This window comes from Pseudomonas xanthosomatis (assembly GCF_019139835.1).
GTDB lineage: Bacteria > Pseudomonadota > Gammaproteobacteria > Pseudomonadales > Pseudomonadaceae > Aquipseudomonas > Aquipseudomonas fakonensis.
Genome location: NZ_CP077075.1, coordinates 926,507 through 949,662, shown reverse-complemented (window position 1 = coordinate 949,662; position 23,156 = coordinate 926,507). Strand labels below are relative to the sequence as shown.

Sequence of the window (23,156 nt, the reverse complement as noted above, 5' to 3'; positions counted from 1 at the left end):
GCGGGCAAGCCCGCTCCCACAGGGATCGCACCAGCTTTTAGAAATTGAGCAAGACAGTGGCTCCTACAGAGACCGCGCGCCCTTGAGCCTAACCCGGCCAAGGTTGCAATTGCGCGTCACGTACCAGCCGCTCCAGCCCGGCCAGGTCCGGCACCCGCGCCACCTGCTCGCCCACCTGCACCGCCGCCATTTCCAGGGTGGCCAGCGGCACATCCACATAATTGAGCTGGCTGTCCAGCTTGCACGAGCGCGGAATGCCCTGCAGCAGCAACGCCAGGTAGCGCAGCCCGGTATCGCCCAGAGCATTGAGCACCACCACCCGCGCCCGCTCGCCGCAAGGCGTGTGCCCGCCGCAGGCGGCCTCGAAACCGATCAGCGGCAGGCGCTGCTGGCGCCAGTCCACCCAGCCCATGTGCCAGTCCACCTCGCCCTCTTCACAGGCCACGCTGCGCTGGCCGATCAGTTCGGCCACCGCCACGTTGGGCAGTACCAGAGTGCGGTCGCCCAGGGGCAGCAGCAGCCCGGTCAGGCTGCTGCGCTGGCCGGCCATATGTTCAAGCATGCTGCTGACTCCAGTGGGCGATGCTCTGCAGCAGGACCGATTCCTGATACGGCTTGCCCAGGTATTCGTTGACGCCGATGGCCATGGCCCGCTCGCGGTGCTTCTGCCCGGTACGTGAGGTGATCATGATGATCGGCAGCGCCTTCAGGCGCTCGTCGCGGCGGATGCGCGTGGCCACCTCGAAGCCGTCCATGCGCGGCATCTCGATGTCCAGCAACAACACGTCGGGGCGGTGCTCCTCGAGCAAGGCCATGGCGTCGACCCCGTCCTTGGCGGTCAGTACGCTGATGCCGTGGCGCTCGAGCAGGCGGCTGGTGACCTTGCGCACCGTCACCGAGTCGTCCACCACCATCACCAGCAACGGCCGGCGCGGCACCGGGCCGATCAGCGCGCGCTGGCCATCGCCGCCACCCGGCAGGCGTGCCAGGCGCCGCTGCTGGCCGCGCAACTGGCCGAGCAGGTCGAGAATCAGCACCACCCGGCCATCGCCGAGCAAGGTCGCGCCGGACAGCCCCGGCACGGCGGCGAACTGCGGCCCCAGGCTCTTGACCACGATCTCGCGGCTGGGCGACAGGCTGTCGACCTGGATGGCGAACGACTGCTCGTGGGAGTGGGTCAGCAGCACTGGCAGAGGCACGCTCTGCCCCAGCAGGGCCGGCTGGCCGCAGCCCTGAACCAGCTCGCCCAGGTAGCGCAACGCATAGTCGTGCCCGGCGTAGGTGTAGCGTGGCGGGTCGAGGCGATAGCAGGCCTTCAGCTCCGCCGGCGGCACCCGCACGATGCCTTCGATGGTGTTCAGCGGAATCGCGTATTGCTCATCGCCCAGGTGCACCATCAGCGCCCGGTTCACCGACACGGTGAACGGCAGGCGAATCAAGAAGCGCGCGCCGCGCCCGGGGCTGGACTCGATGCTCATCGAGCCGCCGAGCTGCTTGACCTCTTCATGCACCACGTCCATGCCCAGGCCACGCCCGGAAATCTGGGTGATCTTCTCGGCCGTGGAAAACCCTGGGCGCAAGATGAACTGCAGGATCTCGTGGTCGCTCAACTGCGCCTGCGGGTCGAGCAGGCCGCGCTTGATGGCCTTTTTGCGCACCGCCTCCAGCGGCACGCCGGCACCGTCGTCGCTCATTTCGATGACGATGTCGGCGCCTTCGTGCAACAGGTTCAGGGCAATGGTGCCCAGCTCCGGCTTGCCGGCAGCCAGGCGCGCCTCGCGCGACTCCAGGCCGTGGTCGACGGCGTTGCGCAGCATGTGCTCAAGCGGCGCCACCATGCGCTCCAGCACACTGCGGTCCAACTCGCCCTCGGCGTTGCCAACCACCAGTTCGACCTGCTTGCCCAGCTCGCTGGCCACCTGGCGCACCACACGTTGCAGGCGCGGCACCAGGCGCTCGAACGGCACCATCAGGGTAGCGGTCAGGCCTTCTTGCAACTGGCTGTTGACCCGCGCCTGCTGCTGCAGCAGGCCGTGGGTTTCCTGGGAGCGCTGCAGCAGTGTTTCACGCAGATCGAGCAGGTCGGAGGCCGACTCGAACAGCGCCCGCGACAGCTGCTGCAGCTGTGAGTGGCGGTCCATCTCCAGCGGGTCGAAATCGTCGTAGGCGTCGCCTTCGAACTGCTGGCGGCTGGAGATACGCCCCTGGGTTTCGATATCCAGGCGCAGCAACTGGTCGCGCATGCGCTCCAAGGTGGTTTCCATCTCGTTCAGGGCAAACTGCGCGTCGTTGACCTGCTGCTCGATACGCCCGCGAATCACCGCGTGCTCGCCGGCCAGGTTGCCCAGGTCGTCGAGCAGCTCGGCATCCACCTTGACCATGTCCCCCGCCCGCTCAGGTGCGGTGGCAGGCACTTCCAGCGGTACCGGCTCGACCGCTGCCTGGCCGGCAGCGCTGTCGGTGAGGGCGGCGCTGGAGAAGTTGCGAATGTAGTCGATCAGCGCGGTGGCGGCGTGCAGTTGCTGGCCCATGCGCACCGCATCGAGCATGTGCGCCAGGCGGTCGTGGCAGTTCTGCAGCAGGCTGAACAGCGCCGGCGTCGGCGGCAGGCGCCCGGCGGCCAGCAGCTCGTAGAGAAACTCCAGCTCGTGGGCCAGGTCGCCGATGGCGGTGATCTCGACCATGCGCGCACCGCCCTTGAGGGTGTGCAGGTCGCGCAGCAGGTTCTCTACCTCCACCGTGCTGCGCGGGTCGGCCTGCCAGCGAGCCAGGGACTCGGCGGCGCTCTCGACGATGTCCGAGCTTTCTTCGAGGAAGACTTCCAGCAGCTCCTTGTCGCCTGCTGCCTCTTCCAAGTCTTCCGGAACAGCTACCGCAGCCGGCGGCGGTGCGCTGTGACGGAACTCGCGCAGCTCACCCAGCAGCGCCACCGCCGACACTGGTGCCTGGCCGTCACGCAGGCTTTGCAGCATGTCGGCCAAGGCTGCATGGCTGTGCCACAGCAGCGCGAACAGCGCCTCGCTGGCGCCCAGGCGGCGGTCTACCAAGCCTTCGTAAAGCAGCGCCAGCTCCTGGGCCAGCACCTCAACCGCACCGATGGCGGCCATTTGAGCGCCGCCTTTGAGCGTCTGCACATCGTGCTGCAACGCTGACAGCGCCGAGACGCTGTCGGGCTCCTGCTGCCACTGGCGCAAGGCGTCGGCTGCGCTTTCAAGAATATCGGCGGCCTCATCGAGGAACAGCTCGACCACCGCCTGGGCCGGCAACGGGCCGGGGCTGGCCAAGGCTTGCACCCCCTGGGCGCCGACCACCCCGAGCGCGTCCGGGGCCAGCGCGTCGTCGAGCACCCCGCGCAGCGCTGCCAGGCATTCGGGCCGGGCGCTCAGGTCTTGGCCTGCGGCAATTTCGTCGAGCAGGTCGAACAGGGTTTCATGGGCGTCGCGGGCAACGGCGAAGAGGCGCTCGTTCGCCGGCAGGCTGCCCTCCTCCACCGCACCGTACAGGTCCAGCAGGCCCTCGCAGATTTCATCCACCTGCCACAGCTCGGCCTGGTGCGCGGCATGGCCGAGGCTGGTCATGTCGTCGAGCAGGGTTTCCAGCCCCTGGCGGGCGGCCGGCTGCTGCTGCCAGTGAGCGAGCAGGTTGTCGGCGTCGAGCAGGGTGTCCATTGCCTGGCCAAGGAAGCTGGCAATCAGCTGCGGGTCACGCCGGTTGCGCCGCGGCTGCGGCGAATCGGCCTGCTGCTGCGCAAGGCGCGCATCGACGGTCTGGCCGACCTGTTCGATCAGCTCGGCAGCGTCCGGGATCGGCGCCAGCGGTGTGCTGTCAAGTTGCGCCAGCCCCAGGTGGAACAAGGCCCGGGCCGCTTCCAGCAGTTCGATTTCCACCAGCAGCAGCGGCTGCTCATGGCCTTTGTATTCACGCACCAGGCGGTCGAGGGCGGTGGCCAGCTCAGCCACCGGCATCACCCCGGCCATCGCCGCGCTGCCCTTGAGGGTATGCAGGGCACGCTGCAGGCCGTCGCTGACCGGCGCGCCCCGGGGGTCGGCAGCCTGCAGCCAAGCTTCGAGCGCAGCCAGGTGGCCTTGGGCTTCGTTGCGGAAGATCTCCAGCAGGTTCGGGTCGAGCCCGTCGATGCTGGCGGCAGGCGCGGCATCGTTGAGCGCCAGGGCATGCAGGTGGCCCGCCAGTTGCTCGATTTCTGCCGTGGCCGGCACCAGGCCGGCGGCGAAGTCGGCCAGCAGGTCGGGCAGGCGCACGAACACCTGCTGCAAGGCCACCAGCCCTTCGGCGCTGAGCACGATGCGCCCTTCGAGCACACGGTTGAGCAGGTGTTCGGCGCCCCAGGCCAGTTCGGCCACAGCCTGTGCATGCACCATGCGCCCGCTGCCCTTGAGGGTATGCAAGGCCCGGCGCACCTCCACCAGGGCATCACGCAAGCTGTTGTCGGCGCGCCAGCGCAGCCAGTGGCGCTCGATCTCCGGCAGCAGCTCGCCGGCCTCTTCAAGGAAGACCTCGCGCAGCTCGTCGTCGATGCCGTCCACCGCCAAGCCGGCGATGGCTGCGGTTTCCGGGTGCCGGCAATGCACGCCAAGGGCCGACAGGCCGGCATGGGCCATGTCGATGAACGCTTGCGCGTCGGCCAAGGGGTCGGCCAGGCGCCATTGCAGGTAGGCTTCGATGGCGCACAGGGCGTCGGCCAGGTGCGCCAGCTCATCGGGCAGCGGCTCTTCTTCCAGGTGCCCCAGCCAGCCCTGCACGTAGCCGGCGGCGCCGGCGAACACCTCGGCGGCGGCCGGCAGCATCAGCATCGCCAAGGCCCCGCGCACCTGTTGCAGCAGCCCGGGCAGGGCTTGCAAGCGCTGGCGCGACCAGTCCGACTCCAGGCAGTCGCCAATCAGGTCCTTGGCCTGCTGCAGCACGTTCAGCGATTCGTTGAGCACCAGTTGGCGGGTATCGGCCAGGTCGGCTCCGGGCAGGCTGCCGGGTTCGGTCTCTTCCAGCGGGCCGACCATGCCGTTGAGGGTCGCCTCGACGTACAGCAGCGCCCCGGCCACATCCATCAGCACCGCTTCATCCACCGCATCGCCCTGCTCCACCAGTGCCTGCAACGCCAGCACCTGGTCGATGATTACCCGTCGCGGCTGCTGGAAACCCAGCACCGCCAGGGTGTCGGCCACATGCCGCAACGGCGCCAGCAGGGCCTCCAATGGCTCGCGCGGGGTGTGCTCGCCAGCGACGAACGGGTCCAGGCGTTCCTTGATGCGCATCAGGTCGTCGCACAGCGCCATCACCACCGAGCGCAGCGCATCGCGCCCGGGGCCGGCCTGCATGTGCTCGCGCCAGTTGCCCAGCGACAGGTCGAGGTCGGCAAGGTCGGCCGCACCCGCCAGGCGCTGGCCGAGCTCACCGAGCAGGCTGCCTTGGGCCAGTGGCTCGGCGCCGCGGCAGGCGCGCAGCTGGTTGAGCAGCGGCAGCACCACCAGCGGCAGGTCATGGCGCGCACCGCGCAGCCGGTCAAGGTACGGCGGCAGCTGCTCGAGGCCGCGGAACAGCGCACCCAGGCAGTCGCCGCGGGGCGCTACCTGGCCGTCGGCCATGGCTTGGCCCAGCAGCTCCAGCTCTTCGGCCAGGCGCATGGCCCCGGGCAGCTCGAGCATGCGCAGGCAACCGTGCACCTGGTGCAGGTTGTCCACCACGAACGCCAGCAGCGACAGGTCGCCGGTTTCCCCGGCAAAGCGCTCCAGGGCCTGGCGCGCCTGGCCCAGGCAGTCGAGCATGGGCGCCTTGGCCCAGGCCAGGGCCACGGTGTCGTGGCGCATGCCGGTGATGCTGGGCTGGCTCACGGGCGCTCGACCTTGGGCAGGGTGAAGCCCGACACCGAGCGGCGCATCTCGCTGGCCATGCGCGCCAGGTGGCGAATGCTGTCGGCGGTAGCGCTGGAGCCGGTGGACGTCTGCGCGGTGATCTGCTGGATCACCGCCATGGTGTGGGAAATTTGCCCGGCCGAGGAGGTCTGCAACTGGGCCGCGTCCGAGATGCTGTGGATCAGTTCGGCCAGGGTCTGCGACACGCCCTCGATCTCGGCCAGCGCCACCCCGGCATCCTGGGCCAGGCGCGCGCCACGCACCACCTCGGCGGTGGTCTGCTCCATGGAGATCACTGCTTCGTTGGTGTCGGCCTGGATGGTGCGCACCAGCGCTTCGATCTGCCGCGTCGCCGAGGACGAGCGCTCGGCCAGGCGCTGCACCTCGTCGGCGACCACGGCAAAACCGCGCCCGGCCTCGCCGGCCAGCGAGGCCTGGATTGCCGCGTTGAGGGCGAGGATGTTGGTCTGGTCGGCAATGTCGTCGATCAGGCTGACGATGTCGCCGATCTCTTGCGAAGACTCACCCAGGCGCTTGATCCGCTTGGCGGTGTCCTGGATCTGCTCGCGAATGTTGTTCATGCCGTTGATGGTGTTGTGCACCACCTCGTTACCCTTGTTGGCGATGGCCACCGAACGCTCGGCCACCTTGGCCGACTCGTAGGCGTGGGCCGACACCCGGTCGATGGACTCGACCATGTCGCCCACCGCCTCGGAGGCCTCGCTGATCTGCTCGGCCTGGTGCTCGGAGGCCTTGGCCAGCTGGCGCGAGGTGTTCTGGGTGTCCTGCACCGCTGCGGCCACCTGCTCGGCGCTGTGGTTGATGGTAGCCACCAGGTCGCGCAACTGGTCGACCGAGTAGTTGATCGAATCGGCGATGGCCCCGGTGAAGTCTTCGGTGACCGACACGGTGACGGTCAGGTCGCCGTCGGCCAGCTCTTCGATTTCATCCAGCAGGCGCATGATCGCCTGCTGGTTGCGTTCGTTCTTTTCGGCGGTCTCGCGCAGCTGGCGGTGGGTGGCGCGCACCATCACCAGGCCGATGAGGATGATCGAGGCCAGCGCCAGCAGGCCCAGGGCGTAGCCACCGACGGTGTCGAGGGTGCGCCCGCCGGCCAGGTTCTCGAAGCCGTTAGCCAGGTGCGAGGCCTCATCGAGCAGGGTTTGCGACAGGCTGAAGATGTTGCCGGCGGCCTCGCGCACGCGCAAAAGCTCCGGCGAGGTTTCAAGAATCTCGTCCACGGAGCCGGCAACGAACTGGAACAGTTCGGCGATTTCAGCCAGCCGCGCGCGGGCATCTGCGTCCTCGACCCGGGTCACCTGGATCGCCGGGTTACCGGCCAGCATGCCTTCGAGCACCTGGCCGAAACGGCTGGCGTCGCGGCCGAAGGTATCGGCCGCCTGCACCGAGGTGTCTTCGCCGGAAAGCACCGTGTTGACCGACCCCAGAATACGCTCGGCCAGCAGCAACTGGCGCTGGGCCACGGCTACCTGGCTGGCCGGGGCGCCGCTCTGCAGCAGGATTTCCACCACCTTTTCGTACTCGACCTGCAACTGCGGCACGGTTTCGGCCAGGGTCGCCGCCACCTGGTGCAGCGACAGTACGGTCTGTTCGCTACCAAGGATGGTGTCGGTGTTCTTGCGCAGGTTTTCCCAGTCCTGGCGCACTGCGTCCATTTCGTCGCGCACCGCTGCCGGCGCCGAGGGCAGGCCGGTGCTCTTGTCGCCATGGCGCAGGTAGTCCCAGCGCCGCTCGAAGTCGTTGCGTGCATCGCTCAGTTGGCGGAACGCCAGGGCCTTGCCGGCGGCGGCCTCGGTGGCGTTCTTGGCGATGCGCTGCGACAGCACGCGCAGCTCGCCGGCGTGGCCGATGTACTGCTTGTCGTGGTTGGCCTGGGTGTTGAGGTAGGCAAAGTTGGCGAACAGCAGCACGATCGACAGGATCAGCACCACGAACAGCACGGTGATCTGCGCGGTACTGCGCGGGCGCTGGGCCACGGCGGCGGGGGATACGGTAGGGCCCGGCTTGGTCACGGCGATATTCCTCTACAACGCCACATCGAGAAACCCCGGCGCCTGGGCCAGGGCGAACGGGCTGAAAATCGCCCAGTTGCGCTCGCGGGGGAAATGCCCCTGCACGAACGGCGCTGCGGCGCGAATCAACGGTTGCGGCGGCGACAGCTCGAGGCTGCTCAGGGCAAAGTGCTGCAGGCCCACCACCTCGTCCACCAGCAACCCGGCAAACAGTTCTTCATGGTCCAGCACCAGCACCCGGCGCTGCTTGCCCGGGGTGGCCGGGCCCAGACCGAAAAAGGCACACAGGTCCATCACCGGCAGCAGCCGCCCGCGCAGGTTGGCCACCCCGCATACCCAGGGCTGAACCCCCGGCACACGGCTGCTGCGCGGCTCGCGCAGCACCTCGGCGACTTCGCCCATGGGCGCGACGAACCATTGCCCGGCAATGCGAAAACCGATGCCGCTCCACTGCTGCAGACGGGTGTCCTGCAGCGGCTGGTCGGCCACCAGCAGGCGGCAGCGCCGGTCGATGTCCAGCAACAGCTCGAAGGCGGTCAGCGACGCGCCCTGGGGGCGGGTGGTCAAGCGCCGAGCACCTCGATGAGCTTGGCGATCAGGGCGTCTTCTTCCACCGGCTTGGTGAGAAAGTCCCGGGCGCCCTGGCGGGTGGCCCAGATACGGTCGGTTTCCTGGTCCTTGGTGGTCACCACTACCACCGGGATGGCACTGGTTTCAGGGTCTTTGCTGAGCTGGCGGGTGGCCTGGAAGCCGTTCATGCCGGGCATGACGATGTCCATCAGCACAGCGTCAGGCTTCTCCTGCCGGGCCAGGGCCACGCCATCGGCGCCGTTGTCGGCCTTGAGCACCTGGTGGCCGTGCTTTTCCAGCCATTCGGTCAAGCGGTACATCTCTGTCGGCGAGTCGTCGACAATCAGAACTCGGGCCATGCTGTTTCCCCATGAGGAACGTTGGGCGCCGCCGTTTCGAGGCAGCGTCAGGTTACGTGCGGGTCCTGCGCGGCGAAGCCGGGCACGTGGGCGCGGATCGCGTCGAGCAGTTCGTCCTTGCTGAACGGTTTGGTCAGAAACTGATCAGAGCCCACTACCCGGCCGCGGGCCTTGTCGAACAGGCCGTCGCGGGACGAGAGCAGGATGACCGGGGTGTCCTTGAATTCGCTGTTGTGCTTGATCACCGCGCAGGTCTGGTAACCGTCCAGGCGCGGCATCAGCACATCGACGAAGATGATGCGTGGCTTGTGGTCGACGATTTTTGCCAGGGCATCGAAGCCGTCGCTGGCGGTGATCACCTCGCAGCCGGCCTCGCCGAGCAACATCTGCGCGGTGCGGCGGATCGTGCGGGAATCGTCGATCACCATCACCTTCAGGGGTTGTTCCATATGATTCGCCACCTCTGGGAGCTGCAAGCTGCGAGCCGCAAGCTGCAAGAAAAAGCGGACAGTGCACGGACTGCCGGCTTGCAGCTTAAAGCTTGTCGCTAGCGGCTTGATGGGGCCTTTTTAGCACACTCAAGGTAGCCATTCCATCTGCCCGCCCCCTTGACCCGGCGCGCGCCCGGCGCCACCCTGAGCCACTTTCATTTTCGTGCCATCGCGGCCACCTGCCGCCAAGAGGAATTACCCCATGAGCGTTCGCCTCGGGATTGTCATGGACCCCATCGCGTCCATCTCCTACAAAAAGGACAGCTCGCTGGCCATGCTGCTGGCCGCCCAGGCCCGTGGCTGGGAGCTGTTCTACATGGAGCAGCGCGACCTGTATCAAGGCGAAGGCAGGGCCCGCGCACGCCGCCGCCCGCTCAAGGTGTTCGCCGACCCGGCGCGCTGGTTCGAGCTGGGTGACGAGCAGGACGCCCCGCTGGCCGAGCTGGACGTGATCCTGATGCGCAAGGACCCGCCCTTCGACATGGAGTTCGTCTACAGCACCTACCTGCTGGAGCAGGCCGAAGCCGAAGGCGTGCTGGTGGTGAACCGCCCGCAAAGCCTGCGCGACTGCAACGAAAAACTCTTCGCCACGCTGTTCCCGCAGTGCACCCCACCCACCCTGGTAAGCCGCCGCCCGGACATCATCCGCGAGTTCGCCGCCAAGCACGGTGATGTGATCCTCAAGCCGCTGGACGGCATGGGCGGCACCTCGATCTTCCGCCACCGCGTAGGCGACCCGAACCTCTCGGTGATCCTGGAGACGCTGACCGCACTGGGCGCCCAGCAGATCATGGCGCAGGCCTACCTGCCGGCGATCAAGGACGGCGACAAGCGCATCCTGATGATCGACGGCGAGCCGGTGGACTACTGCCTGGCGCGCATCCCGGCCAGTGGTGAAACCCGCGGCAACCTGGCCGCCGGTGGCCGTGGCGAAGCCCGCCCGCTGAGCGAGCGCGACCGCTGGATCGCCGCCCAGGTGGGCCCGACCTTGCGCGAAAAGGGCCTGCTGTTCGTCGGCCTGGACGTGATCGGCGACTACCTGACCGAAATCAACGTCACCAGCCCGACCTGCATCCGCGAGATCGACGCTGCCTACAACACCAACATCGGCGCCAAGCTGATGGATGCCATTGATCGCAAGCTAACGGCGCGCTGACCGAGGACAGGTGGCAACACCGCGCAGTGGGGTATGATGCCGGTCCATTTCGACTGAGCCGCTGCCCCACCCAGCGGTTGCTGGATATTCGATGACGCTCCCCGCTGACATCCCCGCCGACCTGCTGCCACCCCGCGTTCGCCCGGTGGACCGGCTGGGCTTTACCCTGTTCCTGGCCGCCCTGGTGCACCTGGCGCTGATCCTGGGGGTGGGTTTTTCCGTGGTCAAGCCGGCTGATATCCGCCACACCATGGATATCACCCTAGCCACCTTCAAGAGCGAGAAGCCGCCTGAAAAGGCCGACTTCCAGGCCCAGGACAACCAGCAGGGCAGCGGCACCCTGGACAAGAAAGCAGTGCCCAAGACCACCGAAGTGGCGCCGTTCCAGGACAGCAAGATCAACAAGGTCACCCCGCCGCCTGCCGCCCGCCAGGAGGTGCCGCCCCCGCCGGTGCAGCAAAAGTCTGCCGTGACCACCCAGGCACCCAAGGCGCAGAAGGTCGAGCCCAAGCCCAAAGAAACCAAGCCCCAGCCGCAGGCCGAGGCCAAGGTGCCGGACTTCGACAGCTCGCAGCTGTCCAGCCAGATCGCAAGCCTCGAGGCGGAGCTGTCCAACGAACAGCAGCGCTACGCCAAGCGCCCGCGCATCCACCGGCTGAACGCCGCCTCGACCATGCGCGACAAGGGCGCCTGGTACAAGGAAGAGTGGCGCAAGAAGGTCGAGCGCATCGGCAACCTCAACTACCCCGAAGAAGCCCGGCGCCAGCAGATGTACGGCAGCCTGCGGATGATGGTGTCGATCAACCGCGACGGTTCGCTGTATGAGGTGCTGGTGCTCGAGTCGTCCGGCCAGCCGGTGCTGGACCAGGCGGCCCAGCGTATCGTGCGCCTGGCCGCGCCGTTCGCGCCTTTCACCGGCGACCTGGCCGAGTTCGACCGGCTGGAGATCATCCGCACCTGGCGCTTTGCCCGGGGTGACAAGCTGTCGAGCAACTAGCCTCCAGGCATCCCCGCTCCTACAGGTACAGCGCTGGATTCAGGCTTTGCACGATCCTGTGGGAGCGGGCTTGCCCGCGAACACCGGCAAAGCCGGTGCCAGCCACCGCGCTGCCTGCTTCGCGGCTAAAGCCGCTCCCACAGGAATCACTCCCGCTTCTAGATTTTCAGCAAGACAGTTGCTCCTACAAGGGTCACCGACAGCCGCACAGCACCTTGTCAGCCTCCTCACCTGGCGCCACACTAGCGCTCATGAAAACCTTCAGCCCCAGCTACCTCAAGCACCAGTTCCTGATCGCCATGCCGCACATGGCCGATCCGAACTTCGCGCAAACGCTGACGTACATCGTCGAACACAACGAGAACGGCGCCATGGGGCTGGTGATCAACCGCCCGCAAGAGCTGAACCTGGCCGACATCCTCGAGCAACTGCGCCCCGACGAAACACCGCCGCCCAGCACCCTGCACGTACCCATCTACCAGGGCGGGCCGGTGCAGACCGACCGCGGTTTCGTGCTGCACAGCAACGAGTGCAGCTTCCAGGCCACCGTCGCGCTCGAAGGTTTGTCGCTGACCACCTCGCAGGACGTGCTGCTGGCCATCGCCGCCGGCGTCGGCCCCAAGCAGAGCCTGATCACCCTGGGTTACGCCGGCTGGGAAGCCGGGCAGCTGGAAGCGGAGCTGGCCGACAACGCCTGGCTCAACTGCCCGTTCGACGCCGACATCCTGTTCGGCATGGCCAGTGACATGCGCCTGGCCCAGGCCGCCAAGAGCCTGGGTATCAACCTGAGCCTGCTGACCAGCCAGGCGGGGCACGCCTGATGGCCGAGCTGCGCCTGCTGCTGGGCTTCGACTACGGCACCAAACAGATCGGCGTCGCCGTCGGCCAGGTGATCACCGGCCAGGCCCGCGAGCTGTGCACGCTGAAAGCACAGAACGGCGTGCCGGACTGGAACCAGGTGGAAAAACTCATCAAGGAGTGGAAGCCCGACGCCATCGTCGTCGGCCTGCCGCTGAACATGGACGGCACCCCCAGCGAAATGAGCGAGCGCGCCGAAAAGTTCGCCCGCCGCCTGAACGGCCGTTACAACCTGCCGGTACACACCCACGACGAACGCCTGACCACCTTTGAAGCCAAGGGCGAGCAGATGGCCCGTGGAAACCGCCATGGCAGCTTCCGCGACAACCCGGTCGACGCCATCGCCGCCGCCCTGCTGCTGCAAGGCTGGCTGGAGGCCAATACCTGACTTTTCCGCGTTCACGCCGGGGCCACCACCACGCCCCGGCGCCCCCAGGAGACCCGCAATGAGCCTACCCGATCCCGCCGAACTGATCCGGCAGATGGCCGTCGACCTTCGCGCCCATCTGGCCCGCCGCGCCATCACCGAACCACGCTACATCGGCATCCGCACCGGCGGCGTCTGGGTTGCCCAGGCCCTGCAGGCGGAGCTTGGCGATGACAGCCCGCTGGGCACTCTGGACGTGTCGTTCTACCGCGACGATTTCAGCCAGAACGGCTTGCACCCGCAGGTGCGCCCGTCGGAGCTGCCGTTCGAGATCGAAGGCCAGCACCTGGTGCTGATCGACGACGTGCTGATGAGCGGGCGCACCATCCGCGCCGCCCTCAACGAACTGTTCGACTACGGCCGCCCGGCCAGCGTGACGCTGGTGTGCCTGCTGGACCTGGATGCCGGCGAACTGCCGATCCGCCCGAACGTGCTCGGTGCCACCCTGTCGCTGGCCGCCCATGAACGGGTAAAATTGACCGGACCCGCCCCGCTCGCCCTCGAGCGCCAGGACCTCGCCCCCGCATCCGCCCTTTAAGAGTCCCCCGCGATGACGCCATTCGACGCCAAGCGCCCGCTGCAGCTCAATGATCAGGGCCAGCTACGCCACTTTCTCTCGCTCGACGGTTTGCCCCGCGAACTGCTGACCGAAATCCTCGACACCGCCGACTCGTTCCTCGAAGTCGGCGCCCGGGCCGTGAAGAAGGTCCCGTTGCTGCGCGGCAAAACCGTGTGCAACGTGTTCTTCGAGAACTCCACCCGCACCCGCACCACCTTCGAACTGGCCGCCCAGCGCCTGTCGGCCGACGTGATCAGCCTGAACGTGTCGACCTCCTCGACCAGCAAGGGCGAGACCCTGTTCGATACCCTGCGCAACCTCGAGGCCATGGCCGCCGACATGTTCGTGGTGCGCCACTCCGACTCCGGCGCCGCGCACTTCATCGCCGAGCACGTGTGCCCGGATGTGGCGGTGATCAACGGCGGTGACGGCCGCCACGCGCACCCCACCCAGGGCATGCTCGACATGCTGACCATCCGCCGCCACAAGGGCAGCTTCGAGAACCTCTCGGTGGCCATCGTCGGCGACATCCTGCATTCGCGCGTGGCCCGCTCGGACATGCTCGCGCTCAAGGCGCTGGGCTGCCCGGACATCCGCGTGATCGGCCCGAAAACCCTGATCCCGATCGGCATCGAGCAGTACGGGGTGAAGGTCTACACCGACATGGCCGAAGGCCTGAAAGACGTCGACGTGGTGATCATGCTGCGCCTGCAGCGCGAGCGCATGGCCGGCGGCCTGCTGCCCAGCGAAGGCGAGTTCTACCGCTTGTTCGGCCTGACCACCGCACGCCTGGCCGGGGCCAAGCCCGATGCCATCGTCATGCACCCGGGCCCGATCAACCGGGGCGTGGAGATCGAATCGGCAGTGGCCGACGGCAAACACTCGGTGATTCTCAACCAGGTCACCTACGGCATCGCCGTGCGCATGGCGGTGCTGTCCATGGCCATGAGCGGGCAGAACGCGCAACGTCAACTCGACCAGGAGAACGCCCAGTGACCCTCAGCATTATCGGCGCCCGGGTGATCGACCCTGCCAGCGGCCTGGACCGCGTCACCGACCTGCACCTGGACGGTGGGCGCATTGCCGCCATCGGCGCAGCACCGGCAGGCTTCAGCGCCAGCCGCACGATCCAGGCCGACGGCCTGGTGGCAGCACCTGGCCTGGTAGACCTTGGCGTGTCGCTGCGCGAGCCGGGCTACAGCCGCAAGGGCAACATTGCCAGCGAAACCCGCGCAGCGGTCGCCGGTGGCGTCACCAGCCTGTGCTGCCCGCCGCAGACCAAACCGGTGCTGGACACCCCGGCAGTGGCCGAGCTGATTCTCGACCGTGCCCGCGAGGCGGCCAACAGCAAGGTCTACCCGATCGGCGCCCTGACCAAGGGCCTGGAAGGCGAGCAACTGGCCGAACTGGTGGCCCTGCGCGATACCGGTTGCGTAGCGTTTGGCAACGGCCTGAAACAAATCCCCAACAACCGCACCCTGGCCCGGGCGCTGGAATACGCCGCCACCTTCGACCTGACCGTGGTGTTCCACTCCCAGGACAGCGACCTGTCGCAGGGTGGCCTGGCCCACGAAGGGCCGATGGCCAGCTTCCTCGGCCTGCCCGGCATCCCCGAGAGCGCCGAGACCGTGGCCCTGGCGCGCAACCTGCTGCTGGTCGAGCAGAGCGGCGTGCGTGCGCACTTCAGCCAGATCACCAGCGCCCGTGGCGCCCGGCTGATCGCCCAGGCCCAGCAGTTGGGGCTGCCGGTTACCGCTGACGTGGCGCTGTACCAACTGATCCTCACCGACGAATCGCTGCGCGACTTCTCAAGCCTGTACCACGTGCAGCCGCCGCTGCGCACCGCCGCCGACCGTGACGGCCTGCGCGAGGCCGTGAAGGCCGGGGTGATCCAGGCCATCTCCAGCCACCACCAGCCCCACGAGCGTGACGCCAAGCTGGCCCCGTTCGGCGCCACCGAGCCGGGTATCAGCAGCGTCGAACTGCTACTGCCACTGGCCATGACCCTGGTCGAGGACGGCCTGCTCGACCTGCCGACCCTGCTGGCACGCCTCTCCAGCGGCCCTGCCGGCGCGCTGCGCCTGCCGGCCGGCGAGCTGAAGGTGGGCGCTGCCGCTGACCTGGTGCTGTTCGACCCGCAAGCCTCCACCGTGGCGGGCGAGCAGTGGTTCTCGCGCGGCGAGAACTGCCCGTTCATCGGCCACTGCCTGCCGGGTGCGGTGCGTTGTACCTTGGTCGATGGGCACATCTGCCACGAGGCCTGACAGACCGCACCGCCCGTTTCGCGGGTAAACCCGCTCCCACAGGGATTGCACAAGCTTCAAGCCAGTGCAGTACCTGTAGGAGCTTGCCGGCGATGAGGCAGGTTCAGGCTGCACAAGACGTTCCCACAGCATATGCAGCCCCCTGTGGGAGCGGGTTTACCCGCGAATGCAGCAACACCGATGAGCCTGCTCGACGCCGACCGCTCATCCCCCCTGGTTGAAATCCTTCCCCCCACCCCCATATGTCTCTGCAACAGGCATTTTCGCCCCGCTGCGTGGAGACACTCCCTTGACTACCATCGTTTCTGTCCGCCGTAACGGCAAAGTCGTCATGGGCGGCGATGGCCAGGTATCCCTGGGCAACACCGTGATGAAAGGCAACGCAAAAAAAGTGCGCCGCCTGTACAACGGCCAGGTCATCGCCGGCTTTGCCGGTGCCACCGCCGATGCCTTCACCCTGTTCGAGCGCTTCGAAGCCCAGTTGCAGAAACACTCCGGCCACCTGGTGCGTGCCGCCGTGGAGCTGGCCAAAGAGTGGCGCACCGACCGCTCCCTGAGCCGCCTGGAGGCGATGCTGGCCGTGGCCAACAAGGACGCCTCGCTGATCATCACCGGCAATGGTGATGTGGTCGAACCCGAAGACGGCCTGATCGCCATGGGTTCCGGCGGTGGCTACGCCCAGGCCGCAGCCCGCGCCCTGCTGAACAAGACCGACCTGTCGGCCCGGGAAATCACCGAGGCCGCGCTGAACATCGCCGGTGACATCTGCGTGTTCACCAACCACAACCTGACCATCGAGGAGCAGGACCTGGCCGAGTAATCAGCTGTTCTGGCGTCCCGCCCGGTGCGGGACTTTTCCACGCTGACCCACTTCGACCAAGGACCGTATTCACCATGTCCATGACCCCCCGCGAAATCGTCCACGAACTCAACCGCCACATCATCGGCCAGGACGACGCCAAACGCGCCGTGGCCATTGCCCTGCGCAACCGCTGGCGGCGCATGCAACTGCCGGCCGAGCTGCGCCAGGAAGTGACCCCGAAGAACATCCTGATGATCGGCCCCACCGGCGTGGGCAAGACCGAAATCGCCCGTCGCCTGGCCAAGCTGGCCAATGCGCCGTTCATCAAGGTCGAAGCGACCAAGTTCACCGAAGTCGGCTACGTTGGCCGTGACGTCGAGTCGATCATCCGCGACCTGGCCGATGCCGCGCTGAAGATGCTGCGCGAGCAGGAAATCGTCCGCGTGCGCCACCGCGCCGAAGACGCCGCCGAAGACCGCATCCTCGACGCCCTGCTGCCGCAGGCGCGCACCAGCAGCTTTGCCGAAGAAGCCCAGCAGACCAGCAGCGACTCCAACACCCGCCAGCTGTTCCGCAAGCGCCTGCGCGAAGGCCAGCTGGACGACAAGGAAATCGAGATCGAAGTGGCCGAAAACACTGGCGTCGAAATCGCCGCGCCCCCCGGCATGGAAGAAATGACCAACCAGCTGCAGAGCCTGTTCGCCAACATGGGCAAGGGCAAGCGCAAGGCGCGCAAGCTGAAGGTCAAGGATGCGCTGAAGATGGTGCGCGAAGAAGAGGCCAGCCGCCTGGTCAACGAGGAAGAGCTCAAGGCCAAGGCCCTGGAGGCGGTCGAGCAGCACGGTATCGTGTTCATCGACGAGATCGACAAGGTGGCCAAGCGCGGCAACGTCGGCGGCGCCGATGTGTCCCGTGAAGGCGTGCAGCGCGACCTGCTGCCGCTGATCGAGGGCTGCACCGTCAACACCAAGCTGGGCATGGTCAAGACCGACCACATCCTGTTCATCGCCTCGGGCGCCTTCCACCTGAGCAAGCCGAGCGACCTGGTACCTGAACTGCAGGGCCGCCTGCCGATCCGTGTCGAGCTCAAGGCGCTGACCCCGGAAGACTTCGAGCGCATCCTCAAAGAGCCGCACGCCTCGCTGACCGAGCAGTACAGCGCCCTGCTCAAGACCGAGGGCTTGAACATCGCGTTCGCCGACGAGGGCATCAAGCGCCTGGCCGAGATCGCCTTCCAGGTCAACGAAAAGACCGAGAACATCGGTGCCCGCCGCCTGCACACCCTGCTCGAGCGCCTGCTCGAAGAGGTGTCGTTCAGCGCCGGCGACCTGGCCAGCGCCCACGACGAGACGCCGATCAACATCGACGCTGCGTACGTGAACAGCCACCTGGGCGAGCTGGCACAGAACGAAGACTTGTCGCGCTACATCCTGTAAGACCGCGTCGCCTTCTTCGCGGCGGTTCGGCGCCCCGACAAGCCCGATCCCACAGGGACTGCATGATCCCTGTGGGAGCGAGCTTGTCGGGGCGCCGAACCGCCGCGAAAGGGCCCTTGAATCCCATCACAAGAACCTCGAAGCTAACCCCATCAGCTGCCGAGAGATTCCCACAATGGCCCGCCTGCCCACCGCCATCAACCTGCACAAAGCCTCGAAAACCCTCACCCTCACCTACGCCCCCGGCGAGGTCTACCACCTGCCTGCCGAATTCCTGCGGGTGCACTCCCCCTCTGCCGAGGTCCAGGGCCACGGCAATCCCATCCTGCAATTTGGCAAGATCAACGTAGGACTCTCGGGCCTGGAGCCTGCCGGCCAATATGCACTGAAACTGACCTTCGACGACGGCCATGACTCAGGCCTGTTCACCTGGGAATACCTCGAGCAGCTGTGCCTGCGCCAGGAGCAGCTGTGGGCCGAGTACCTGGACGACCTGCACAAGGCCGGCAAGTCCCGCGACCCGGCCGAATCGGTCGTTAAACTGATGCTCTAGCGCAAGGGTCCTACGAGTTAGAGCGCATTTTCTAATCTCATCTGCTTGAATGCCTTACAGACAGCCCAGTGACGGGCTGTCTTGCGCATTACATGAAAGTCGGGTAACCAATGGAGCTGGCAAGTTCCCTGCATCGTTTCATGGGCAAGCAGGGCCAGGCCGGTACGTAGTGGTCGCGAGAAAGCGCAGGCTGTCTTCACACGCAGAACACCCCGCAGCTCATCACCCCCGCGCAACCGGTCGCAGCACCGCTGTTCCTTATCACTGGTCACCCGAGTAGCAGTACCGGGCTGTCACAGCACGCCGGTACTCGTCTCAGGACAACGGAGCGTCGTAGATGAGTAACAAGAACAACGATGAGTTGCAGCGGCAGGCCTCGGAAAACACCCTGGGGCTGAACCCGGTCATCGGTATTCGCCGCAAGGACCTGCTGACCTCGGCGCGCACGGTATTGCGCCAGGCGGTACGCCAGCCCTTGCACAGCGCCAAGCACGTGGCGCATTTCGGCCTGGAACTGAAGAACGTGCTGCTGGGCAAGTCGAGCCTGCAGCCCGAAGGCGACGACCGCCGCTTCGCCGACCCGGCCTGGAGCCAGAACCCGCTGTACCGCCGCTACCTGCAGACGTACCTGGCCTGGCGCAAGGAGCTCAACGACTGGGTCAGCAGCAGCGACCTGTCGCCCCAGGACATCAGCCGCGGGCAGTTCGTCATCAACCTGATGACCGAAGCCATGGCCCCCACCAACACCCTCTCCAACCCGGCGGCGATCAAGCGCTTCTTCGAGACCGGCGGCAAGAGCCTGCTCGACGGCCTGTCCAACCTGGCCAAGGACATGGTCAACAACGGCGGCATGCCCAGCCAGGTGAACATGGAGGCGTTCGAGGTGGGCAAGAACCTCGGCACCAGCGAAGGCGCGGTGGTGTACCGCAACGACGTGCTGGAGCTGATCCAGTACAAGCCGATCACCGAGCAGGTGCACAGCCGCCCGCTACTGGTGGTGCCACCGCAAATCAACAAGTTCTACGTGTTCGATCTGAGCCCGGAAAAGAGCCTGGCGCGCTTCTGTCTGCGCTCGCAGCAGCAGACCTTCATCATCAGCTGGCGCAACCCCACCAAGGCCCAGCGCGAGTGGGGCCTGTCAACCTACATCGACGCGCTCAAGGAAGCAGTCGATGCGGTGCTGGCGATCACCGGCAGCAAGGATTTGAACATGCTCGGTGCCTGCTCCGGCGGCATCACCTGCACCGCGCTGGTGGGCCACTATGCAGCCCTGGGCGAGAAGAAGGTCAACGCCCTCACGTTGCTGGTGAGCGTGCTCGACACCACCATGGAAACCCAGGTGGCGCTGTTCGTCGACGAGCAGACCCTGGAAGCCGCCAAGCGCCACTCGTATCAGTCGGGCGTGCTCGAAGGCAGCGACATGGCCAAGGTGTTCGCCTGGATGCGCCCCAACGACCTGATCTGGAACTACTGGGTCAACAACTACCTGCTGGGCAACGCGCCGCCCGTGTTCGACATCCTGTTCTGGAACAACGACACCACGCGCCTGCCGGCCGCCTTCCACGGCGATTTGATCGAGATGTTCAAGAACAATCCGCTGACCCGCTCCAACGCCCTGGAGGTGTGCGGCACCGCCATCGACCTGAAGACCGTCGACTGCGACATCTACAGCGTTGCCGGCACCGCCGACCACATCACCCCGTGGCAGTCGTGCTACCGCTCGGCGCACCTGTTCGGTGGCAAGATCGAGTTCGTGCTGTCCAACAGCGGGCACATCCAAAGCATCCTCAACCCGCCGGGCAACCCCAAGGCGCGCTTCATGACCGGCGAGGACCGCCCGGACGACCCGGTGGCCTGGCAGGAGAACGCGATCAAGCACGCCGACTCCTGGTGGCTGCACTGGCAAGCCTGGCTGGGCGAGCGCGGCGGCGAGTTGAAAAAGGCCCCCACGCGCCTGGGCAACCGCGCCTACGCCGCCGGCGAAGCCTCCCCCGGTACCTACGTCCACGAACGCTGAGTGCCCGTGCTGCGTTGCGCCTGCGGGCGCAGCGCGCCCACTCACCTAAAGAGCCACGCGCATGTCGCAACCGTACCTGTTCAGGACCGTCGAGCTGGACGACCAGTCGATCCGCACCGCGGTCCGCCCGGGCAAGCCGCACCTGACGCCGCTGCTGATTTTCAACGGCATCGGCGCCAACCTGGAGCTGGTGTTCCCGTTCATCGAGGCGCTGGACCCGGACCTTGAAGTGATCGCCTTCGACGTACCCGGTGTCGGCGGCTCGTCGACGCCGCGCCACCCGTACCGTTTTCCGGGCCTGGCCAAGCTCACCGCGCGCATGCTCGACTACCTGGACTACGGCCAGGTCAACGTGATCGGCGTGTCCTGGGGCGGCGCGCTGGCCCAGCAGTTCGCCCACGACTACCCCGAGCGCTGCAAGAAGCTGGTGCTGGCCGCCACCGCCGCAGGTGCGGTGATGGTGCCGGGCAAGCCCAAGGTGCTGTGGATGATGGCAAGCCCAAGGCGTTACATCCAGCCGTCGCATGTCATCCGCATTGCCCCGATGATCTACGGCGGCGGCTTTCGCCGCGACCCGGACCTGGCCCTGCACCACGCCTCGAAGGTGCGCTCCGGCGGCAAGATGGGCTATTACTGGCAGCTGTTCGCAGGCCTTGGCTGGACCAGCATCCACTGGCTGCACAAGATCCACCAGCCAACCCTGGTGCTGGCCGGTGACGACGACCCGCTGATCCCGCTGGTGAACATGCGCCTTTTGGCCTGGCGGATTCCCAATGCACAGCTACACATAATCGACGACGGCCACCTGTTCCTGATCACCCGGGCCGAAGCCGTCGCCCCGATCATCATGAAATTCCTCCAGCAGGAACGCCAACGCGCGGTCATGCACCCGCGCCCGGCTTCGGGCGCCTGAGATTGACGCTCAAACGCACCTCGGCCCTTGTGGGAGCGGGCTTGCCCGCGAAACAGGCGACTCGGTGCATGGCACGGGCTGTGCCCGTGTTCGCGGGCAAGCCCGCTCCCACAGGCCCCCTGCTGGCTCGACCAGCAAGATGGCCCGATTGCTCAACGATGGAGTGTTGGCATGAAAGACAAACCGGCACCCGGGACGGCCCCGGCCCCCGCCACCAGCATGAACGTGCAGAACGCCATCACCGGCCTGCGCGGTCGCGACCTGCTCTCGACCTTGCGCCATGTCGGCCGCCACGGCCTGCGCCACCCGCTGCACACCGCCCGCCACCTGCTCGAGCTGGGCGGGACGCTCGGCCGGGTGATGCTGGGTGACACCCCCTACCAGCCGCACCCGCGCGACAACCGCTTCAGCGACCCGACCTGGAGCCAGAACCCGCTCTACCGCCGCGGCCTGCAGGCGTACCTGGCCTGGCAGAAGCAGACCCGCCTGTGGATCGAAGAGAGCTCGCTGAGCCATGACGACCGCGCCCGCGCGCAGTTTCTGTTCAACCTGATCAACGACGCCCTGTCCCCCAGCAACTCGCTGCTCAACCCGCTGGCGGTGAAAGAGCTGCTCAACACCGGCGGCCAGAGCCTGCTGCGCGGCGCCAGCCACCTGCTCGACGACCTGCGCCACAACGACGGCCTGCCGCGCCAGGTGGACGAGCGCGCCTTCGAAGTGGGCGGCAACCTGGCCACCACCCCGGGCGCCGTGGTGTTTCGCAACGACCTGCTGGAACTGATCCAGTACAAGCCGCTCAGCGAAAAACAGTACGCCCGCCCGCTGCTGGTGGTGCCACCGCAAATCAACAAGTTCTACATCTTCGACCTGGGCCCGACCAACAGCTTCGTGCAATACATGCTCAAGCACGGCCTGCAGGTGTTCATGGTCAGCTGGCGCAACCCCGACCCGCGCCACCGCGAATGGGGCCTGTCGAGCTACGTGCAGGCGCTGGAAGAAGCACTCAACGCCTGCCGCAGCATCAGCGGCAGCCGCGACCCCAACCTGATGGGCGCCTGCGCCGGCGGCCTGACCATGGCCGCGCTGCAGGGCCACCTGAACGCCAAGCAGCAACTGCGCAAGGTGCGCAGCGCCACCTACCTGGTAAGCCTGCTGGACAGCCAGTTCGACAGCCCCGCCAGCCTGTTCGCCGACGAGCAGACCATCGAGGCCGCCAAGCGCCGCTCGTACCAGCGCGGCGTGCTCGATGGCGGCGAGGTGGCGCGGATCTTCGCCTGGATGCGGCCCAACGACCTGATCTGGAACTACTGGGTCAACAACTACCTGCTGGGCAAGGCGCCGCCGGCCTTCGACATCCTCTACTGGAACGCCGACAACACCCGCCTGCCAGCGGCGCTGCACGGCGACCTGCTGGACTTCTTCAAGCTCAACCCGCTGACCTTCGCCGACGGCCTGGAGGTGTGCGGCACGCCCATCGACCTCAAACAGGTGGCGGTGGACAGCTTCACCGTGGCCGGCAGCAACGACCACATCACGCCGTGGGACGCGGTGTACCGTTCGGCCTTGCTGCTGGGTGGCGAGCGGCGTTTCGTGCTGGCCAACAGCGGGCATATCCAGAGCATCATCAACCCGCCCGGCAACCCCAAGGCCTACTACCTGGAGAACCCGCGGCTTTCCAGCGACCCACGCGCCTGGTTCCACGACGCCCAGCGCCGCGACGGCAGTTGGTGGCCGCTGTGGCTGGACTGGATCGGGCCGCGCTCGGGCAGCTTGAAAGCGCCGCGCACCGAGCTTGGCAACGCCACCTATCCACCGCTGGGCCCTGCGCCCGGCACCTACGTACTGGCACGCTGA

General features: G+C 66.8%; 19 protein-coding genes. 13 read left to right on the top strand and 6 right to left on the bottom strand.

From position 1 onward, the window contains the following. Positions 1–88: 88 nt before the first annotated feature. Genes KSS93_RS04175 through pilG form a run of 6 tightly spaced genes read right to left on the bottom strand, consistent with a single transcriptional unit; the run spans position 89 to position 9,278 of the window. Positions 89–562: a chemotaxis protein CheW gene (locus KSS93_RS04175; RefSeq protein ID WP_217887271.1), complete on the bottom strand. Its 474-nt coding sequence runs from the start codon at positions 560–562 to the stop codon at positions 89–91. Continuing rightward, the gene (locus KSS93_RS04170; protein ID WP_217888679.1) at positions 555–5,822 is read right to left on the bottom strand and encodes an Hpt domain-containing protein; all 5,268 of its coding nucleotides are present in this window, start codon (positions 5,820–5,822) and stop codon (positions 555–557) included. Before KSS93_RS04170 ends, KSS93_RS04175 begins: the two co-directional genes overlap by 8 nt. A gap of 20 nt (positions 5,823–5,842) precedes the next feature. Then, positions 5,843–7,864, bottom strand: coding sequence for a methyl-accepting chemotaxis protein (locus KSS93_RS04165; protein ID WP_217843662.1), 2,022 nt, complete (start codon positions 7,862–7,864; stop codon positions 5,843–5,845). Between the two features lie 48 nt (positions 7,865–7,912). Beyond that, on the bottom strand, positions 7,913–8,467 hold the full coding sequence (locus KSS93_RS04160) for a chemotaxis protein CheW (protein WP_217887270.1): 555 nt from the start codon (positions 8,465–8,467) through the stop codon (positions 7,913–7,915). Beyond that, a complete protein-coding gene (gene pilH, locus KSS93_RS04155) occupies positions 8,464–8,829 on the bottom strand; it encodes a response regulator (RefSeq protein ID WP_217840664.1) in 366 nt (121 codons plus the stop codon). The genes KSS93_RS04160 and pilH overlap by 4 nt, the downstream gene beginning before the upstream one ends. Before the next feature lie 47 nt (positions 8,830–8,876). After that, positions 8,877–9,278 (bottom strand): response regulator, encoded by a 402-nt coding sequence (gene pilG / locus KSS93_RS04150; RefSeq protein ID WP_217840665.1) that lies wholly within the window; start codon positions 9,276–9,278, stop codon positions 8,877–8,879. 244 nt (positions 9,279–9,522) lie between these two features. Between pilG and gshB the strand changes: the two genes are divergently transcribed. The 13 genes from gshB (at position 9,523) to phaC (KSS93_RS04085) (ending at position 23,156) form a co-directional block, all read left to right on the top strand. After that, positions 9,523–10,476, top strand: coding sequence for a glutathione synthase (gshB, locus tag KSS93_RS04145; RefSeq protein ID WP_217887269.1), 954 nt, complete (start codon positions 9,523–9,525; stop codon positions 10,474–10,476). A 91-nt stretch (positions 10,477–10,567) separates the two neighbouring features. Further along, complete coding sequence (locus KSS93_RS04140) at positions 10,568–11,473, top strand: energy transducer TonB (RefSeq protein WP_217887268.1); 906 nt, start codon at positions 10,568–10,570, stop codon at positions 11,471–11,473. Between the two features lie 251 nt (positions 11,474–11,724). Beyond that, positions 11,725–12,294: a YqgE/AlgH family protein gene (locus KSS93_RS04135; RefSeq protein ID WP_217887267.1), complete on the top strand. Its 570-nt coding sequence runs from the start codon at positions 11,725–11,727 to the stop codon at positions 12,292–12,294. Next, complete coding sequence (gene ruvX / locus KSS93_RS04130) at positions 12,294–12,719, top strand: Holliday junction resolvase RuvX (RefSeq protein ID WP_217887266.1); 426 nt, start codon at positions 12,294–12,296, stop codon at positions 12,717–12,719. Before KSS93_RS04135 ends, ruvX begins: the two co-directional genes overlap by 1 nt. Before the next feature lie 58 nt (positions 12,720–12,777). Next, positions 12,778–13,296 (top strand): bifunctional pyr operon transcriptional regulator/uracil phosphoribosyltransferase PyrR, encoded by a 519-nt coding sequence (pyrR, locus tag KSS93_RS04125; protein WP_217887265.1) that lies wholly within the window; start codon positions 12,778–12,780, stop codon positions 13,294–13,296. Positions 13,297–13,308: 12 nt separating this feature from the next. Further along, complete coding sequence (locus KSS93_RS04120) at positions 13,309–14,313, top strand: aspartate carbamoyltransferase catalytic subunit (RefSeq protein ID WP_217840671.1); 1,005 nt, start codon at positions 13,309–13,311, stop codon at positions 14,311–14,313. Beyond that, positions 14,310–15,581 (top strand): dihydroorotase, encoded by a 1,272-nt coding sequence (locus tag KSS93_RS04115; RefSeq protein WP_217887264.1) that lies wholly within the window; start codon positions 14,310–14,312, stop codon positions 15,579–15,581. The genes KSS93_RS04120 and KSS93_RS04115 overlap by 4 nt, the downstream gene beginning before the upstream one ends. 289 nt (positions 15,582–15,870) lie before the next feature. After that, positions 15,871–16,401 (top strand): ATP-dependent protease subunit HslV, encoded by a 531-nt coding sequence (hslV, locus tag KSS93_RS04110; protein WP_011536056.1) that lies wholly within the window; start codon positions 15,871–15,873, stop codon positions 16,399–16,401. Positions 16,402–16,475: 74 nt separating this feature from the next. Next, positions 16,476–17,819 (top strand): ATP-dependent protease ATPase subunit HslU, encoded by a 1,344-nt coding sequence (gene hslU / locus KSS93_RS04105; RefSeq protein WP_217840673.1) that lies wholly within the window; start codon positions 16,476–16,478, stop codon positions 17,817–17,819. Positions 17,820–17,994: 175 nt separating this feature from the next. Then, positions 17,995–18,372 (top strand): gamma-butyrobetaine hydroxylase family protein, encoded by a 378-nt coding sequence (locus KSS93_RS04100; RefSeq protein WP_217887263.1) that lies wholly within the window; start codon positions 17,995–17,997, stop codon positions 18,370–18,372. Positions 18,373–18,709: 337 nt separating this feature from the next. Next, complete coding sequence (gene phaC / locus KSS93_RS04095; protein WP_217840675.1) at positions 18,710–20,389, top strand: class II poly(R)-hydroxyalkanoic acid synthase; 1,680 nt, start codon at positions 18,710–18,712, stop codon at positions 20,387–20,389. A gap of 61 nt (positions 20,390–20,450) precedes the next feature. Next, a complete protein-coding gene (gene phaZ / locus KSS93_RS04090) occupies positions 20,451–21,302 on the top strand; it encodes a poly(3-hydroxyalkanoate) depolymerase (protein ID WP_217887262.1) in 852 nt (283 codons plus the stop codon). A gap of 171 nt (positions 21,303–21,473) precedes the next feature. Then, positions 21,474–23,156, top strand: a complete 1,683-nt coding sequence (phaC, locus tag KSS93_RS04085) for a class II poly(R)-hydroxyalkanoic acid synthase (protein ID WP_217887261.1) — start codon at positions 21,474–21,476, stop codon at positions 23,154–23,156.